Annotated in this window: 15 protein-coding genes; 14 read left to right on the top strand and 1 reads right to left on the bottom strand. The window is 70.8% G+C overall.

Annotated features, from left to right (window positions below):
- The 7 genes from JHN63_RS44500 to JHN63_RS44470 all read left to right on the top strand — a co-directional run.
- A partial coding sequence (locus JHN63_RS44500) for a CaiB/BaiF CoA-transferase family protein (RefSeq protein WP_200690829.1) occupies positions 1-1,068 on the top strand: 1,068 nt, incomplete at its 5' end.
- Positions 1,065-2,582, top strand: a complete 1,518-nt coding sequence (locus JHN63_RS44495; protein ID WP_200690828.1) for an AMP-binding protein — start codon at positions 1,065-1,067, stop codon at positions 2,580-2,582. The genes JHN63_RS44500 and JHN63_RS44495, both read left to right, overlap by 4 nt.
- 50 nt (positions 2,583-2,632) lie before the next feature.
- Positions 2,633-3,070 carry a Fur family transcriptional regulator gene (locus JHN63_RS44490; RefSeq protein ID WP_200690827.1) on the top strand — a complete coding sequence of 146 codons (438 nt, stop codon included), beginning with the start codon at positions 2,633-2,635 and terminating at the stop codon, positions 3,068-3,070.
- A 33-nt stretch (positions 3,071-3,103) separates the two neighbouring features.
- The gene (gene katG, locus JHN63_RS44485; protein ID WP_200690826.1) at positions 3,104-5,314 is read left to right on the top strand and encodes a catalase/peroxidase HPI; all 2,211 of its coding nucleotides are present in this window, start codon (positions 3,104-3,106) and stop codon (positions 5,312-5,314) included.
- A 105-nt stretch (positions 5,315-5,419) separates the two neighbouring features.
- Positions 5,420-7,021: a serine/threonine-protein kinase gene (locus JHN63_RS44480; RefSeq protein ID WP_200690825.1), complete on the top strand. Its 1,602-nt coding sequence runs from the start codon at positions 5,420-5,422 to the stop codon at positions 7,019-7,021.
- A gap of 9 nt (positions 7,022-7,030) precedes the next feature.
- Positions 7,031-7,483, top strand: a complete 453-nt coding sequence (locus JHN63_RS44475) for an NAD(P)H-dependent oxidoreductase (RefSeq protein WP_200690824.1) — start codon at positions 7,031-7,033, stop codon at positions 7,481-7,483.
- A 139-nt stretch (positions 7,484-7,622) separates the two neighbouring features.
- Positions 7,623-7,853, top strand: coding sequence for a chaplin (locus tag JHN63_RS44470; RefSeq protein WP_200690823.1), 231 nt, complete (start codon positions 7,623-7,625; stop codon positions 7,851-7,853).
- A 78-nt stretch (positions 7,854-7,931) separates the two neighbouring features.
- Here the strand turns inward: JHN63_RS44470 and JHN63_RS44465 are convergent, their stop codons facing one another.
- On the bottom strand, positions 7,932-8,606 hold the full coding sequence (locus tag JHN63_RS44465) for a hypothetical protein (RefSeq protein ID WP_200690830.1): 675 nt from the start codon (positions 8,604-8,606) through the stop codon (positions 7,932-7,934).
- Between the two features lie 265 nt (positions 8,607-8,871).
- Here JHN63_RS44465 and JHN63_RS44460 point away from each other — a divergent pair, with 265 nt between their 5' ends.
- From JHN63_RS44460 to JHN63_RS44430, 7 genes are all read left to right on the top strand, one after another.
- The gene (locus JHN63_RS44460) at positions 8,872-9,792 is read left to right on the top strand and encodes an SGNH/GDSL hydrolase family protein (RefSeq protein WP_200690822.1); all 921 of its coding nucleotides are present in this window, start codon (positions 8,872-8,874) and stop codon (positions 9,790-9,792) included.
- A gap of 154 nt (positions 9,793-9,946) precedes the next feature.
- Positions 9,947-11,587 carry a phosphoglucomutase (alpha-D-glucose-1,6-bisphosphate-dependent) gene (gene pgm / locus JHN63_RS44455; RefSeq protein WP_200690821.1) on the top strand — a complete coding sequence of 547 codons (1,641 nt, stop codon included), beginning with the start codon at positions 9,947-9,949 and terminating at the stop codon, positions 11,585-11,587.
- 99 nt (positions 11,588-11,686) lie between these two features.
- A complete protein-coding gene (gene nhaA / locus JHN63_RS44450; protein ID WP_200690820.1) occupies positions 11,687-13,570 on the top strand; it encodes a Na+/H+ antiporter NhaA in 1,884 nt (627 codons plus the stop codon).
- A 94-nt stretch (positions 13,571-13,664) separates the two neighbouring features.
- A complete protein-coding gene (gene rpmG / locus JHN63_RS44445; protein ID WP_200690819.1) occupies positions 13,665-13,829 on the top strand; it encodes a 50S ribosomal protein L33 in 165 nt (54 codons plus the stop codon).
- A 75-nt stretch (positions 13,830-13,904) separates the two neighbouring features.
- On the top strand, positions 13,905-14,153 hold the full coding sequence (locus JHN63_RS44440; RefSeq protein WP_200690818.1) for a type B 50S ribosomal protein L31: 249 nt from the start codon (positions 13,905-13,907) through the stop codon (positions 14,151-14,153).
- Positions 14,150-14,272, top strand: a complete 123-nt coding sequence (ykgO, locus tag JHN63_RS44435; protein WP_200690817.1) for a type B 50S ribosomal protein L36 — start codon at positions 14,150-14,152, stop codon at positions 14,270-14,272. Before JHN63_RS44440 ends, ykgO begins: the two co-directional genes overlap by 4 nt.
- A 173-nt stretch (positions 14,273-14,445) precedes the next feature.
- Positions 14,446-15,276: a PP2C family protein-serine/threonine phosphatase gene (locus tag JHN63_RS44430; RefSeq protein WP_200690816.1), complete on the top strand. Its 831-nt coding sequence runs from the start codon at positions 14,446-14,448 to the stop codon at positions 15,274-15,276.
- Positions 15,277-15,731: the final 455 nt, after the last annotated feature.

Genomic DNA, 15,731 nt, shown 5'->3' with positions numbered 1-15,731 from the left:
CCCTTCATGCACCTCTCCCGCGGCCCCCACACGGACCCCGACACCAACGGCTACTTCAACGAGGTCAACCGCAACAAACGCAGCATCGCGCTCGACACCCGGACCGACGACGGCATCGCGGTACTGCGCGAGCTGATCGCCCGCAGCGACGTCCTCGTGGAGAACTTCAGCTCCACGGTCATGCGCAAACTGGGCCTGGACTACGAGGAGTTGCGCCGCATCAACCCCGGTCTCGTCTACGTCAGCATGTCGGGCATGGGGCACACCGGGCCGCGCAACGGCTGGGTGTCGTACGCCGACACGGTCTCGGCGAGCGGGGGACTGACCGGGCTGACCGGCTGGGGCCCGGACGACGTGGTCGGGGTGATCTACGGTCACGGCGACATCGTCGCGGGCCTCCAGGCCGCCCTCGCCACGGTCGCCGCGCTGGAGCACCGCTCCCTCACCGGACGCGGACAGCACATCGACCTGTCCCAACTGGAGGCGATAGCGGCCCACATGGGCACCAGCCTCCTCAGCGGCGCGAAGGTGACACCGGCCGGCAACACCCACCCGAGCTGGAGCCCGCAGGGCGTGTACCGCTGCCTCGGCGCCGACCGCTGGCTGGCCGTCAGCGTGCGCGACGACACCGAGTGGGCCGCGCTGTGGGAGGTCATCGGCCGCCCCGAACTCGCCACCGACGAACGGACGTTGACAGCAGAGGCGCGGAGACACGCCACGGAGCTGGTCGACGCAGTGCTGGACGAGTGGACCCGCACGCTCCCCGCCGATGTCGCCGCCGAGGCGCTCCAGGCGCGCGGTGTCCCGGCCGGAGCGGTACAGGACGGCCGGGAACTCGTCGAGCACGGCCCGCAGTTGAGGGCCCGTGGCTTCTACGTCCGCAAGGAGCACCCGGTCGCGGGGGCCTTCCTCCACGAGGGCGTCCCGATCCGGCTGACCCGCACGCCCGGCGGGATCCGCGAGGCCGCGCCGGTACTCGGCGCCGACACCGACGCCGTACTGACAGAGGTGGCGGGGTTCTCGGCGGAGCGTGTCCGGCAGCTCCGGGAGGCCGGAGTTCTGCGGTGACCGACACCGTCCCCGGCCTCCTCGACGCGGCGGCAGGGGAGTTCGGCGACCGGACCTTCCTGCGGGTGGGGGAGGTGACACGGACGTACGCCGAGACCCGTACGGCCGCCGCCACCATGGCCGGTGCGCTCGCCGAACGCGGCTGCGGACCGGGCGACCGCGTCGCCGTCATGGCCGGCAACCGGATCGAGTTCGTCGACCTCTTCCTCGGCTGCGCCTGGCTGGGGGCGGTGCTGATCCCGCTCAACACCGGTCTGCGGGGCGAGGGGCTTCGGCAGGTGCTGCGGGCGGCGGAACCGCAATTCCCTTTGGTGGACGAGGAGTCGGCGGCACGGGTCGTAGCGGCCGGATTTCAGGGGGAGTTGTGGGTCGTCGGTGGGGGCAATGTACCGGCACCGGGCATGACGCCCGCCGTACCCGCTGCCCAAATGCGGCCGGACGACACGGCGTTCGTGCTGTTCACCTCCGGGACCACGGGGGTCGCGCGCGGTGTGCGGTGTCCGCACGCGCAGACCGTCTGGTGGGGTCGTAACGTCTCCGACTCGCTCCGCCTCACCGCCGACGACGTGCTGTACACCTGTCTGCCGCTGTTCCACACCAACGCGCTGAACACCCTCGCGCACGCCATGGCGGTGGGGGCGAGCTGTGTGATCGACGAGCGGTTCTCGGCATCGCGGTACTGGGAGCGGGTGGCCGGGGCCGGGGCCACCGTCGTCTATCTGCTGGGCGCGATGGTGCCGATGCTCCTGGCGCAGCCGCCGGGACCCGGCGACCGTGCGCACCGGGCCCGGCGCGGGCTCTCGCCGGCCACTCCGGGGTCCACGTGGGAGCCGTTCCGGGCGCGGTTCGGGGTCACGTTGGTCGACGGGTTCGGGTCGACGGAGACGAACCTCGTCATCGGGTCGACGCCCGAGGAGCAGCGGCCAGGTTACGTCGGTACCGTGCGCGACGGATTCTCCGCGCGGGTGGTCGACGAGCTGCTCATGCCTGTCGCGGACGGTGTCGCCGGTGAGCTGGTGGTCCGTAGCGCGCGTGAATTCGCCTTCTGCACCGGCTACTTGGGGGAGCCGGAGCCCGCTCCCACCGCATGGCGGCGCACCGGGGACCGGGTGGTCCGCGAGCCCGACGGGTGGTTCCGGTTCGTCGACCGGATCAAGGACGTCATCCGGCGGCGCGGCGAGAACGTCTCCTCGCAGGAGGTCGAGTCCGTCGTCCGCGCGCACCCGGCGGTCGCCGACGCGGCGGCCTTCCCGGTGCCCTCGGAGCTGGCCGAGGACGAGGTCATGGTCGCCGTCGGCGCCGCGCCCGGGCAGGTGCTCGACCTCCGGGAACTGGTACGGCACTGTGCGGACGAGCTGCCTCCCTTCGCGGTGCCCCGGTACCTCGACAGCGTCCCTGAGCTCCCGCTCACCGAGACCGGCAAAGTTCGCAAGGCGGTACTGCGGGAACGTGGGGTCACCGCCACCACCTGGGACCGCTCCACACCGCCCACCCCGCCACGACATCAAACTTGAACCATTTGTTTTCTTGAATCACTCGTGTTTATGGCTGTAGGTTGAGCGCCATGACCGCATCCCAGCCACCGACCACCGCCGAGGAGCTGCGCGGTGCCGGCCTGCGGGTGACGGCAGCCCGCGTCGCGCTGCTCGAGACCGTCCGGCACGGCGACCACCTCGATGTCGAGGCGGTCGCGTCCGGGGTCCGTGACCGCGTAGGACACATATCGCTCCAGGCCGTCTACGACGCCCTCCACGCGCTGACCTCGGCAGGACTCATACGCCGTATCGAACCGGCGGGCAGTCCCGCCCGCTTCGAAGGACGCGTCGGCGACAACCACCACCACCTCATGTGCAGGTCGTGCGGTGTCGTCGCCGACGTCGACTGCGCGGTCGGCGAGGCACCCTGCCTGACCGCCGCCGACGACCAAGGCTTCTCGATCGACGAGGCCGAGGTCATCTACTGGGGTCTGTGCCCCACCTGTACCGCCGCCCCCAGTTCCTGAGTCACGTGATCCACCCCGTTTGGAAGGATTCCCATGTCTGAGAACCACGACGCAATCGTCACGGACGCGAAGTCGGAGGATGCCGGGGGCTGCCCCGTCGCGCACGGGCGCGCCCCGCACCCGACGCAGGGCGGTGGCAACCGTCAGTGGTGGCCGGAGCGGCTCAACCTGAAGATCCTCGCCAAGGACCCGGTCGTCGCGAACCCGCTCGGCGCGGACTTCGACTACGCCACGGCCTTCGAGGCCCTCGACCTCGCGGCCGTCAAACAGGACATCGCCGAGGTACTGACCACCTCGCAGGACTGGTGGCCGGCGGACTTCGGCAACTACGGCCCGCTGATGATCCGGATGGCCTGGCACAGCGCCGGCACCTACCGCATCAGCGACGGCCGCGGCGGTGGCGGCCGCGGTCAGCAGCGCTTCGCGCCGCTGAACAGCTGGCCGGACAACGGCAACCTGGACAAGGCCCGCCGTCTGCTGTGGCCGGTCAAGAAGAAGTACGGCCAGTCCATCTCCTGGGCCGACCTCATGATCCTCACCGGCAACGTGGCGCTGGAGACCATGGGCTTCGAGACCTTCGGCTTCGGCGGCGGCCGCGCCGACGTCTGGGAGGCCGACGAGGACGTGTACTGGGGTCCCGAGACCACCTGGCTCGACGACCAGCGCTACACCGGCGACCGCGAGCTGGAGAACCCGCTCGGCGCCGTCCAGATGGGCCTCATCTACGTCAACCCCGAGGGCCCCAACGGCAACCCGGACCCGCTGGCCGCGGCCCGCGACATCCGTGAGACCTTCCGCCGCATGGCGATGAACGACGAGGAGACCGTCGCCCTCATCGCCGGTGGCCACACCTTCGGCAAGACCCACGGCGCCGGCCCGGCCGAGTCGGTCGGCGACGACCCCGAGGCCGCCCCGCTGGAGCAGCAGGGCCTGGGCTGGAAGTCCACCTACGGCACCGGCAAGGGCGGCGACGCGATCACCTCCGGCCTCGAGGTGACCTGGACCACCAAGCCCACCCAGTGGAGCAACGACTTCTTCGACATCCTCTTCGGCTACGAGTGGGAGCTGACCCAGAGCCCCGCCGGCGCCAACCAGTGGGTGGCCAAGGACGCTCAGGCGATCATCCCGGACGCCCACAGCGACGCCAAGAAGCTCCCGACGATGCTCACCACCGACCTCTCGCTGCGCTTCGACCCGATCTACGGTGAGATCTCCAAGCGCTTCCACGAGAACCCGGCGCAGTTCGCGGACGCCTTCGCCCGCGCCTGGTACAAGCTGACCCACCGCGACCTGGGCCCGAAGTCCCTGTACCTCGGTCCGGAGGTCCCCTCCGAGACCCTGCTGTGGCAGGACCCGCTGCCGCAGGCCGAGGGCGAGGCCATCGACGCGGCCGACGTCACGGCCCTCAAGGCGAAGATCCTCGCCTCGGACCTCACCGTCTCGCAGCTCGTGTCCACGGCATGGGCGTCCGCCTCCACCCACCGGGGCAGCGACAAGCGCGGCGGCGCCAACGGTGCCCGTATCCGCCTGGAGCCGCAGCGCGGCTGGGAGGCCAACGACCCCGACCAGCTCGCCCAGGTGCTGCGGGTCCTCGAAGGCATCCAGGCGGAGTTCAACTCCGGCGCCAAGAAGGTCTCCCTGGCCGACCTGATCGTCCTCGGCGGTGCCGCCGCGGTCGAGAAGGCCGCCAAGGACGGCGGCGTCGACGTGGAGGTCCCCTTCACGCCGGGCCGCGTCGACGCGACCGAGGAGCACACGGACGTCGAGTCGTTCGCCGCGCTGGAGCCGACCTCCGACGGCTTCCGCAACTACCTCGGCAAGGGCAACCGCCTCCCCGCCGAGTACCTGCTGCTGGACCGGGCGAACCTGCTGACGCTGACCGCCCCCGAGCTGACCGTCCTCGTCGGCGGCCTGCGCGTCCTGGGCGCCAACCAGGGCCAGTCCACCCACGGTGTCCTCACCGACAAGGTCGGCACGCTGACGAACGACTTCTTCGTCAACCTGCTCGACCTGGGCACCACCTGGTCCTCGACCTCCTCGGACCAGCAGACCTTCGAGGCCCGTGACGCCTCCGGCGCGGTCAAGTGGACCGGCACCCGTGCCGACCTGGTCTTCGGCTCGAACTCCGAACTCCGCGCGCTCGCCGAGGTGTACGCGAGCGACGACGCGAAGGAGAAGTTCGTGAAGGACTTCGTCGCCGCCTGGGTCAAGGTCTCCGACCTGGACCGCTTCGACCTGGTCTGAGCACTCCGCTGACGTCCGGGTCGGCCCTCGCGGGTCGGCCCGGACGTTTCTCAATCACCGAACACGCGGCACAGGAGTGCACGTTCGTCACATAAGCTCCTCCGCATGAACGAGGGGGAGCCCGACAGACGGGTTGTCGACGGCCGCTTCGAGCTGGAGTCCCGGCTCGGCGGCGGTGGTATGGGCACGGTGTGGCGCGCCCGCGACCTGCTGCTGCACAGGTATGTCGCGGTCAAGGAGGTCCGGCCGCCGGACATCGACCTCGCCGAGTACGACCCCGCCGCCGCCGAGATGCTGCGCCAGCGGGTCCTGCGCGAGGCACGGGCGCTGGCCCGGGTGGAGCACCCGAACGTGGTGACGATCCATCACATCGTCGACGGCGGCGAGGGCACCTACCCCTGGCTCGTCATGGAACTCGTCCAAGGCGGCTCACTGGCCGACCGGTTGGAACGCGGCCCGATGGCACCGGCGGAGGCCGCCCGGCTCGGCTCCGGTGTGCTCGACGCCCTGAACGCGGCGCACGAGGCGGGCGTCCAGCACCGCGACGTGAAACCCGCCAACGTCCTGCTGCGCACCGACGGCCGCCCCGTCCTCACCGACTTCGGCATCGCCGCGATCCGCGACGCCACCGCCCTCACCGCAACCGGCTCGATCATCGGCACGCCCGACTACATGGCCCCGGAGCGGGTCTCGGGCCAGAGCGGTGGTCCCGCCGCCGACCTGTGGTCCCTGGCGATGATGCTGTACGTCGCCGTCGAGGGCTACCACCCGCTCCAGCGCGGTACGACGCTGGCCACGCTGGCCGCCGTACTCCAGGAGGATGTGCCACCGCCGGTGCGGGCCGGGTCGTTGATGCCGGTGCTGTCCTGTGTGCTGGTCCGCGATCCCGAGGCGCGGCCGGATGCCGGGACGGTGGGGCGGATGCTGGTTGCTGCCGCGGCCCAGCCCCAGGACAGTCGCCCAGAGACCACCTCGTACCGGCTCGCGCCTCCGGCGCCTCCGTCGCTGCCGCCGACCAGTGGCATGCAGACGACGAGTCGGCGGCGGCGCCCGGAGAAGCGGTCACGGGGTGTTGCCGTGGTTTCCAGCGTCGTTGGCGTGGTGCTGATCGGGACGCTTGCCTGGAAGGTGCTGCCGGGCGGGAACAGTGACAACAACGGCTCGGCGGCGTCCGCGGGTGCCGCTGGGCAGACTCAGCAGGGCACGCCCTCCGTTTCGGCGAGCGAGAGCAGTGCCGCCGTGAAGACCCAGGACATGCTGACTCCGGCTGGCATCCGGACCGCGATCAAGGCGTTCAAGGAGAAGACGGGGAGTGACAGGTTCGCCGACTTCTCCGTCTACCCGGGATACGTCATCGCGGATGTGATGGTGAAAGGCAGCCAGACGAGGTACACCAGCTATACCTACCGCTCCGGTACCGGTTTCGACGAGGCGTTCGACAACAAGGGCACGATCATAGGTGGCGACCAGCCGGTGAAGCTGGACGACTTCAACTGGGACGCCGTTCCCGCGTTGCTGAAGCGCGCGAACAAGGACCTGAAGGTCAAGGACCCGACGAGCCGTTACCTGTTGCTCCGGTCGCCGAGCACCAACGGCGGGAACACCCCGGCGGGCATGGCGATCTATCTGAGCGACGACTACGGCGGCGGTTTCCTGGAGGCCAACACCAAGGGCACCGTGACCAGGGTGGAACCGGCCGACGAGTAGATTCGGCGCGTGCCCACCCTCCTGATCGTCCATCACACCCCCTCGCCCAACTGCCAGGCCATGTTCGAGGCCGTCCTCGCCGGGGCGACGACCCCGGAGATCGAGGACGTACGGGTCGTACGCCGTGCCGCTCTGTCCGTGACTGTGTCGGACGTGCTGGCCGCCGACGGGTATCTCCTCGGCACGCCCGCGAACCTCGGTTACATGTCGGGCGCGCTCAAGCACTTCTTCGACCAGATCTACTACCCGTGCCTGGACGAGACCCGGGGCCGGCCCTTCGGGTACTACGTGCACGGCGGGAACGACGTGACCGGAGCCGTGCGGGCCATCGAGTCGATTACGACCGGGCTGGGCTGGCGGCGGGTCGCGGACCCGGTGACGCTGACCGGCGAGCCCGACAAGGCGGGCATCGAGGCCTGCTGGGAACTCGGGGCGACGGTGGCCGCCGGTCTGACGGCCTGAGCAAGCGGACTCGGCAAGCGCCCTGAGCGCGCGGCCTGAGTGCTCGACCACCACCCGTTCGGACGCCGAAGAGTGTCGTCACCCCCCGAAGCACCCCCAGCGTGGAGGGACATGCCCCTCCGAGTGACAGGAGTTCTTCATGAGGAAGCGTCTGACGGCCGTGGTGGGTCTGGCGGGTGCGGCGTTGCTGCTGTGCGCGGGTACGGCGAGCGCGGACCCCGACCCCGTCGGTACCGCCGTCGACAGCCCGGGCGTGCTCTCCGGAAACGTCGTCCAGATCCCGATCGACCTGGACCTCAACGTGTGCGGCAACACGATCAACGTGATCGGTCTGCTCAACCCGGCGCTGGGCAACCACTGCGAGAGCTGACGAGCCGTACCGTGAACGAGCCGTGGGCCGCGTGCCCGCGGCTCGTTCCGTGTGTCGGAGGACGTGTCAGAGGACGTGTCAGGGGACCTCGGGCAGCCGGTGCAGAGGAGTGCCCTGGGCCCAGCGCCGCAGGCGCGAACCGTCGATGAGCTGGACGCCGCCCTGCCGGCGCGCCCACTGCACGTCACGCCGGCTGAAGGTGCCCCGGTGGACGACCAGACGGAGGTGCGGTCCTGAGCCCGCCGAGCGTGCGGAGCGCGTCGGTGTCTCCTCGTCGGGCAGCGGTTCGGCCACCGGCCGGAAGGCCACCTCCAGGCGACGGCCGAGCCGGTCGCGCGCCCGGACCCGCGCCTGGCCCTGTGCGTCGGGCCGGGCCAGCGCCCGCCAGCCGTCCCGGCGCAGCATCCGGGACACGGCCAGGGCGAGCCCCTCCGCATCCAGGTCGGCGATCTCCTCGGGCGTGTAGTAGCCCAGCCGGCGACGGGCCAACGGCCGGTTGTGCCGGACCACGGCCGCCGTGATCACCGCGAGCAGTGCCAGGCCGGCGACGAGCGCGAAGGTGCCGAGGACGCGGTACGCGACGGCGAGGCCGGCCACGATCCCGCACACGACGAGGGCAACCAGGACGAGCGCGGGCAGCACCTCGTGCAGTGCGGGGCCGTAGCGTCCCTGGGCGCGCAGCGCGCGGATGGCCTCCCGCCGTCGTGAGCGCCGCGCATCGCGCTTCTCGTGCCTCTGCCGCCACTGCGTCACCAGGGTCAACTCCCCCCACCCCCAAGCGCGTTGACGTCTGCGGTAGGGATACCCGCCGAAGGCGCTCCCCGTGCGCGCGGGTGGGAACCGGCCACCAAACCGGCCGAACTGTTTCGGCGGGCACCGTGACCCTTCGGGCAGCGAACTCGTCCCTCCCGACCTCTGGCCCAAGGGACTTACCGACCGGTATACAAGGCCAGTTGAACGAGAGACGACCGCATCGGGGCCGCCCCGTCGCACCGTCTCGTACCTGGGGAGGAACCTCATGAAGCGTGAGACGCATCCGGTCACGACGGCGCACCACCGCGGCAGGGCCGTGGCGGTCGCCGCGGCGGTCAGCGGCTGCGCCCTCGTCGTGGCCTCCGCGGCACCGGCGGCCGCGCACAACTCGGGCCAGGAGCACGGCCGTTCGACTCAGTACGTGGCGCTCGGCGACTCCTACACCTCGGGCCCGTACATACCGACCCAGGTGGACGCCAACTGCGCCCGCTCCGACCACAATTACCCCTCGGTGGTGACGGCCGACCGCAGAGGGACCGTTCTCACGGACGTGAGCTGCAGCGGGGCGACGACCGAGGAGATGTGGAAGGCGCAGGGCACCAACGGGCCCCAACTGGACGCCGTGCAGCGGAACACGGACCTGGTGACCGTCCAGATCGGCGGCAACGACATCGGGTTCAGCACGATCATCGGCACCTGCGCCAAGCTCAGCGCCACCGACCTGGCCGGCAACCCGTGCCAGCGCTACTACAACTCGTCAGGCGCCGACCAGTTGGCGCTGACCATCCTCAACACCGCGCCCAAGGTGGCCAAGGTGCTGCGCGCGGTCCACAAGAAGGCACCGCACGCGCGTGTGCTCGTCGTCGGCTACCCGGACCTGCTGCCCGACGACGGCAGCGGCTGCTACCCGTCGGTGCCGTTCGCCGCGAAGGACTTCCCCTACCTCCGTGACACCGGCAAGCGCCTCAACCTGATGCTCCGTCTGGTGGCCGCGTTCAACGGCGCGGAGTACGTCGACACCTACGGCCCGACCGTCGGCCACGACATGTGCAAGGCACCCGCCGACCGCTGGATCGAACCGCTCCAGCCCGCCTCCCCGGCGGCTCCGGCACACCCCAACGCGAAGGGCGAGGCGGCCATGGCGGGCGCGGTCCTCAAGCAGTTGGACAGGCACCACAGGTACTGAGCCACGGGTACCGAACAGCTACTGAGCGGTCGGTACCGGCGGACGGCGGCGGCCCGGGTTTTCCACAGGCGGAGGTGGTGTACTCGCGAAATCCGGCCCTGACGAGCAAAGATGGGGCCGTACGCGAAGTCGGTCGACATGGAGGAGCGGGCACATGCCACACGAGCGAGCGGGCGAACAGGCCCGCGCCGAGGATCTCGTAGACGTGGCCCGGCTGGTCACCGCCTACTACGCGCTGCACCCGGACCCCGCCGAGCCGGGTCAGCGCGTCGCGTTCGGCACCTCCGGGCACCGCGGGTCGTCCCTGAACACGGCGTTCAACGAGGACCACATCGCCGCCACCAGCCAGGCCATCTGCGAGTACCGCGCGGGACAGGGCACCGACGGGCCGCTCTTCCTCGGGGCGGACACCCACGCGTTGTCCGAGCCCGCGACGGTCACCGCGCTGGAGGTGTTCGCCGCCAACGAGGTCACGGTCCTCATCGACAGCGCGGACGGCTACACGCCCACCCCGGCGGTGTCCCTCGCCATCCTCACCCACAACCGCGGCCGGACCTCGGGCCTCGCGGACGGTGTCGTGGTCACCCCGTCCCACAACCCGCCCGCCGACGGCGGCTTCAAGTACAACCCGCCGAACGGCGGCCCGGCCGGCTCCGAGATCACCTCGTGGATCCAGGACCGCGCCAACGAGATCATCGCGGGCGGCATGAAGGACGTACGCCGCATCCCCTACACGCGGGCGCTCGCCGCCCCGGGCACGGGCCGCTACGACTTCCTCGGCACGTACGTCGCCGACCTGCCGAACGTCCTCGACCTGGACGCGATCCGTACGGCCGGGGTACGGATCGGCGCCGACCCGCTGGGCGGGGCGTCCGTCGCCTACTGGGGTCGGATCGCCGAGGAGCACCGGCTCGACCTGACCGTGGTCAATCCGCTCACGGACCCGACCTGGCGGTTCATGACGCTGGACTGGGACGGCAAGATCCGCATGGACTGCTCGTCGCCGTACGCGATGGCCTCGCTGATCGCGCAGCGCGACCGGTTCGACATCGCCACCGGCAACGACGCCGACTCCGACCGGCACGGGATCGTCACCCCGGACGCGGGCCTGATGAACCCCAACCACTATCTGGCCGTGGCCATTTCGTACCTGTACGCCCACCGCGAGTGCTGGCCCGCCGACGCGGGCGTCGGCAAGACGCTGGTGTCCTCCTCGATGATCGACCGGGTCGCCGCCGACCTCGGGCGCCGGCTCGTCGAGGTGCCCGTCGGCTTCAAGTGGTTCGTGGACGGACTGGTCGACGGCTCGCTCGGCTTCGGCGGCGAGGAGTCGGCCGGCGCGTCCTTCCTGCGCCGGGACGGCTCCGTGTGGACCACCGACAAGGACGGCATCATCCTCGCGCTGCTCGCGAGCGAGATCACGGCGGTCACCGGGAAGACGCCGTCGCAGCACTACGCGGCGCTCACGGACCGGTTCGGCGCGCCCGCCTACGCCCGCATCGACGCCCCGGCCTCCCGTGAGGAGAAGGCGCTCCTCGCCAAGCTCTCGCCCGCCCAGGTCACCGCCGACACCCTGGCCGGTGAGCCTGTCACCGGCGTCCTCACCGAGGCGCCCGGCAACGGCGCGGCCCTCGGCGGCATCAAGGTGACGACCGCCAACGCCTGGTTCGCGGCGCGGCCCTCCGGCACCGAGGATGTCTACAAGATCTACGCCGAGTCCTTCCTCGGTCCGGACCACCTCGGCCAGGTGCAGGAGGAGGCGAAGGCCGTGGTCGGGGCGGCACTGGGCGGCTGATGCGGCGGCCTTGGTACCGGCCGCCGTAGGAATGAATGGTGTGGCGGCCGGTGTTGGGCGGACACATGAGCCATGACGCAAGGCGGAAGTGAACCCCGTATGTCCTTCGAAACGACCGACTACACGGGGCAGACCACGTGCGGCGACGAAGCCCGCACGCCGCTGCGTGACTTCCTGCGGACCGAGACCGGCAGCGCCGCCGTCCTGGTGGCGGCGGCGCTCCTCGCGCTCGTCTGGGCCAACGTCACACCGTCGGCGTACGAGACGTTCTGGCATACCCGTCTCTCCGTCCGGCTCGGCTCGCACGGGGTCTCGCTCGATCTGCGGGAGTGGGTCAACAGCGGGCTGATGACGCTGTTCTTCCTTGTCGTCGGCCTGGAGGCGCGTCGCGAGTTCGACATGGGGGAGCTGCGCGAGCGCAGGAGGCTGGCCCTGCCGATGGTCGCGGGCGCCAGCGGCATGCTCGTGCCGATCGCCATCTATCTGGCGATCAACAGCGGGCACGGGACGGCGAACGGCTGGGGCGCGGTGATGTCCACCGACACGGCGTTCGCGCTGGGCATGCTCGCCGTCGTGGGCCGCCATATGCCGCCCGGGCTGCGGGTGTTCCTCCTCACGATCACCGTCCTCGACGACTTCCTGGCGCTCGTGGTGATCGCCGTCTTCTACAGCGACCACATCGCCGTACCGGCACTGCTGGTCGCGGTGGGCGCGTTCGCCGTCGTCATCGTGCTGCGCCGGTTCCGGGTGCGCCGGGGGCCGCTGTACGCGCTGCTCGGGCTGATCGCCTGGGTCGCCCTGCTGAAGTCGGGCGTGGACCCGGTCGTCATCGGGCTCGCCATGGGGCTGATCACCTACGCCTATCCGGCGGGGCGTGACGACCTGGAGCGCGCCACCGGCCTGTTCCGGCTCTTCCGCGAGCAGCCCACACCCGAGCTGGAACGCGACGTACGCGCGGGCATCGCGGCGTCGATCTCCCCGAACGACCGGCTCCAGCGCATCTACCACCCGTGGGCGAGCTATGTCGTGGTGCCCCTGTTCGCGCTGGCCAACGCGGGGCTCCAGATCAGCGGGGAGCAACTGACCAGGGCGTTCACCTCGCCCGTCGCGCTGGGCATCCTCATCGGGTACGTCGTCGGCAAGCCGCTCGGCATCGTCTCCTCGACGGCGCTGACCAGCGTCCTGTCCCGGGGCCGGATCCGGCCGCCGGTCGGCTGGGGAGCGGTGACCGCGGGCGGCACCCTGGCGGGCGTCGGCTTCACGGTCTCCCTGCTGATCGCGACCCTCGCCTTCGACGGGACCACCCTGGAGGACGCCAAGACGGGCATCCTCACCGCCGTCATCTGCTCGTTCCTGGTCGGCCGACTGGTCACCGGGGCGATCGGACTGTTGCCGCCGCAGATCCGGCCCAGGGTGCTGTTCGGCCGGGCGGAGACCGTCGTCGACCTGTCGGTGCCGGTCGACCCCGACCGCGACCACCTGCGCGGTCCGCGGCACGCCCCGGTGACCGTCGTCGAGTACGGCGACTACGAGTGCCCCTTCTGCGGGCAGGCCGAGCCGGTCGTCCGTGAACTGCTCGGCTCCTTCGGGGACGAGGTGCGGTACGTGTGGCGGCATCTCCCGCTGACCGACGTCCACCCGCACGCCCAGCTCGCCGCCGAGGCCTCGGAGGCCGCCGCGCTGCAGGGCGGCTACTGGGAGATGCACGACCTGCTCCTCGGCCACCAGGGCGCCCTGCGCCTCAAGGACCTCCGGGGCTATGCCGAACAGATCGGCCTGGACATCACCCGTTTCGAACGCGACATGCGGGCCCACGCCGGGGCGGGCCATGTCGCCGAGGACGTCGAATCGGCCGACCTCAGCGGTGTCGCGGGCACCCCGACCTTCTTCGTGAACGGCCGCCGGCACCACGGCGCCTACGACATCGAAGGCCTCTCCCAGGCCGTACGGGCCGCCCGTTTGCGGGCCGCGGTGGCGGTCTAGCGGGCGGGAATGGACCGGGGGGTGTCGGTGTTGGAACGGATGTAGCTGACATGCTCGGGACAAGATCCCGGGATGTGGGCGGAAGGAGGTCCTCATGGCACGCACCACGAACCGTCCCGTCGTCACCCTGAAGTCGACGGCCGGGACCGGCGTCACCTACGTGACGCGCAAGAGCCGTCGCAACGACCCCGACCGGCTGGTCCTGCGCAAGTACGACCCGGTCGCCGGAGAGCACGTCGATTTCCGCGAAGAGCGCTGAACCAGGCGCGGCGGCAGTCCCCAGCATCAGGCAGAGCGGCCGTCCGGTCACGGACGGCCTGAGGAAGGAAGCACCATGAGGTCTGGCATCCACCCCGTGTCCCGTCCGGTCGTCTTCCGCGACCGCGCGGCGGACACCGCGTTCCTGACCACCTCGACCGCGCGGTCGGCGCGCACGATCGAGTGGGCTGACGGGAACACCTACCCGCTGATCGAGGTCGAGATCTCGTCGGCCAGTCACCCCTTCTACACCGGCAACACGCGCGTCGTGGACACCGCGGGCCGGGTGGAGCGCTTCGAGCGCCGCTACGGGAGGCAGTCATGAAGGTCCGTAACTCACTGCGCGCACTGAAGGCCAAGCCCGGCGCGCAGGTGGTCCGCCGCCGTGGCGTGACGTTCGTGATCAACAAGAAGGACCCGCGCTTCAAGGCCCGCCAGGGCTGATCCAGCGCGTACGACCGGTCGGCCCGGCCCCGCTACAGCGGTGGCCGGGCCTTTGTCGTGCCGTTCCCGTGCTCGCGCTCCGAGGGCGTACCGAGGGTGCATCGAGGGCGTACCGGGGGGAGAAAAATCCGTTCTTTATGCTTATAGCGGTACTAACCCCTTTGGAGTGGTCGATGTCGCGCAGGCTCCCCGTGGACGACGGTGACGAACTGCTGGCCAGACTGGGGACGCTGACCGCCCAGGCACGCGAGCGGGCGGAGCTCCAGCGCTCCCTGCTCGAACTGGCCGTCGCCCTGCAGCGCGGCATGCTGCCCGGCGACATGCCGGTCACTCCCCGGTTCCACCTCGCGGTCAAGTACTCGCCCGCCAACCACGGCCTCAACGTGGGCGGTGACTGGTACGACGCCTTCACGATGCCCGACGGACGCATAGGCCTCTCCATCGGCGACGTCCAGGGCCACAACATCGAGGCTGCCGCGTTCATGGGCCAGGTCCGGGTCGGCCTACGGGCGCTGGCCTCCGTCACCAGCGAGCCCGGCGAACTCCTCGCCCTGACGAACGACCTGCTCCTGTCCCTCGGCACCGAACTCTTCGCGACCTGCACCTTCGTGCGGCTCGACCCCGCCACCGGAGTGCTGGAGAGCGCGCGGGCCGGACACATACCCTCCGTCTGGGCCACGGCGGACGGCCGCTGCGGCATCGCCGACGACGAGGGCGGCCCGCCCCTCGGCATCGTCGCCGGCCAGCGCTACCCCGTGACCGAACACCGCCTCACCACCGGCGGAGTCTTCGTCCTGGTGACCGACGGCGTGGTGGAAGGCCCCTCGATGAGCGTCGACGAAGGCCTCGACCAGGTCATGCGCCTCGCCGGCATCGCCGCCGTGGCCGGCATGGAGGCGACCTCCCTGGCAGCCGCCGTGATCAAGGGAGCGGAGCGTGTGGGACACGAGGACGATGCGGCGGTACTGGTCGTGGGACACGACGATCCGGGGAACGGGACGTAGCTGGTGTTCGGCGGGGCATGGGGCCGCAGTCGTGGTCGGATCTGTGACCGGAGTCCGAGGCGGGAGCCGGAGCCGCAGCTGTAGTCGGGGTTGGAGCCGAGGATCCAGCCGTGGTCGGAGCTGGAGCCGTGACTGGAGCCGCAGCTGGCATCGGGACCGGTGCGGGGAGCTGGAGCCGGTGCCGGTGCCGCAGCCGTGACTGGTGCTGGAGTGGGGGCGGGAGCCGGGACTGGAGCGCAGCTGTGGTCCGGATCGGAGCCAGAGCCAGAGCCAGAGCCGCAGCCGGAGTCGGAGCCAGAGCCGCAGCCGGGCGCGGGCCTGCAACCGGACCCGCGTCCGGCTCTACTGACCCCGATGTCTCCACCCCGTTACGGCCGCGCCCACACCGCCCCGCTCGGCGGGCGCTGGCCCGCAACCGGGCTCCCCTCATCCCGCTGTCTCCACCCCCATACAGT

This window comes from Streptomyces sp. MBT65 (genome assembly GCF_016612545.1).
Classification (GTDB): domain Bacteria; phylum Actinomycetota; class Actinomycetes; order Streptomycetales; family Streptomycetaceae; genus Streptomyces.
Note: the sequence above shows the minus strand (reverse complement) of the source record. Positions and strands in the feature narration are given on the sequence as shown.

Coding starts and splice junctions, on each gene's coding strand:
- JHN63_RS44430 (WP_200690816.1), top strand. CDS start 14,446: ATGTCGCGCAGGCTCCCCGTGGACGACGGTGACGAACTGCTGGCCAGA.
- JHN63_RS44460 (WP_200690822.1), top strand. CDS start 8,872: ATGAAGCGTGAGACGCATCCGGTCACGACGGCGCACCACCGCGGCAGG.
- nhaA (WP_200690820.1), top strand. CDS start 11,687: ATGTCCTTCGAAACGACCGACTACACGGGGCAGACCACGTGCGGCGAC.
- katG (WP_200690826.1), top strand. CDS start 3,104: ATGTCTGAGAACCACGACGCAATCGTCACGGACGCGAAGTCGGAGGAT.
- JHN63_RS44440 (WP_200690818.1), top strand. CDS start 13,905: ATGAGGTCTGGCATCCACCCCGTGTCCCGTCCGGTCGTCTTCCGCGAC.
- ykgO (WP_200690817.1), top strand. CDS start 14,150: ATGAAGGTCCGTAACTCACTGCGCGCACTGAAGGCCAAGCCCGGCGCG.
- pgm (WP_200690821.1), top strand. CDS start 9,947: ATGCCACACGAGCGAGCGGGCGAACAGGCCCGCGCCGAGGATCTCGTA.
- JHN63_RS44480 (WP_200690825.1), top strand. CDS start 5,420: ATGAACGAGGGGGAGCCCGACAGACGGGTTGTCGACGGCCGCTTCGAG.
- JHN63_RS44490 (WP_200690827.1), top strand. CDS start 2,633: ATGACCGCATCCCAGCCACCGACCACCGCCGAGGAGCTGCGCGGTGCC.
- JHN63_RS44470 (WP_200690823.1), top strand. CDS start 7,623: ATGAGGAAGCGTCTGACGGCCGTGGTGGGTCTGGCGGGTGCGGCGTTG.
- rpmG (WP_200690819.1), top strand. CDS start 13,665: ATGGCACGCACCACGAACCGTCCCGTCGTCACCCTGAAGTCGACGGCC.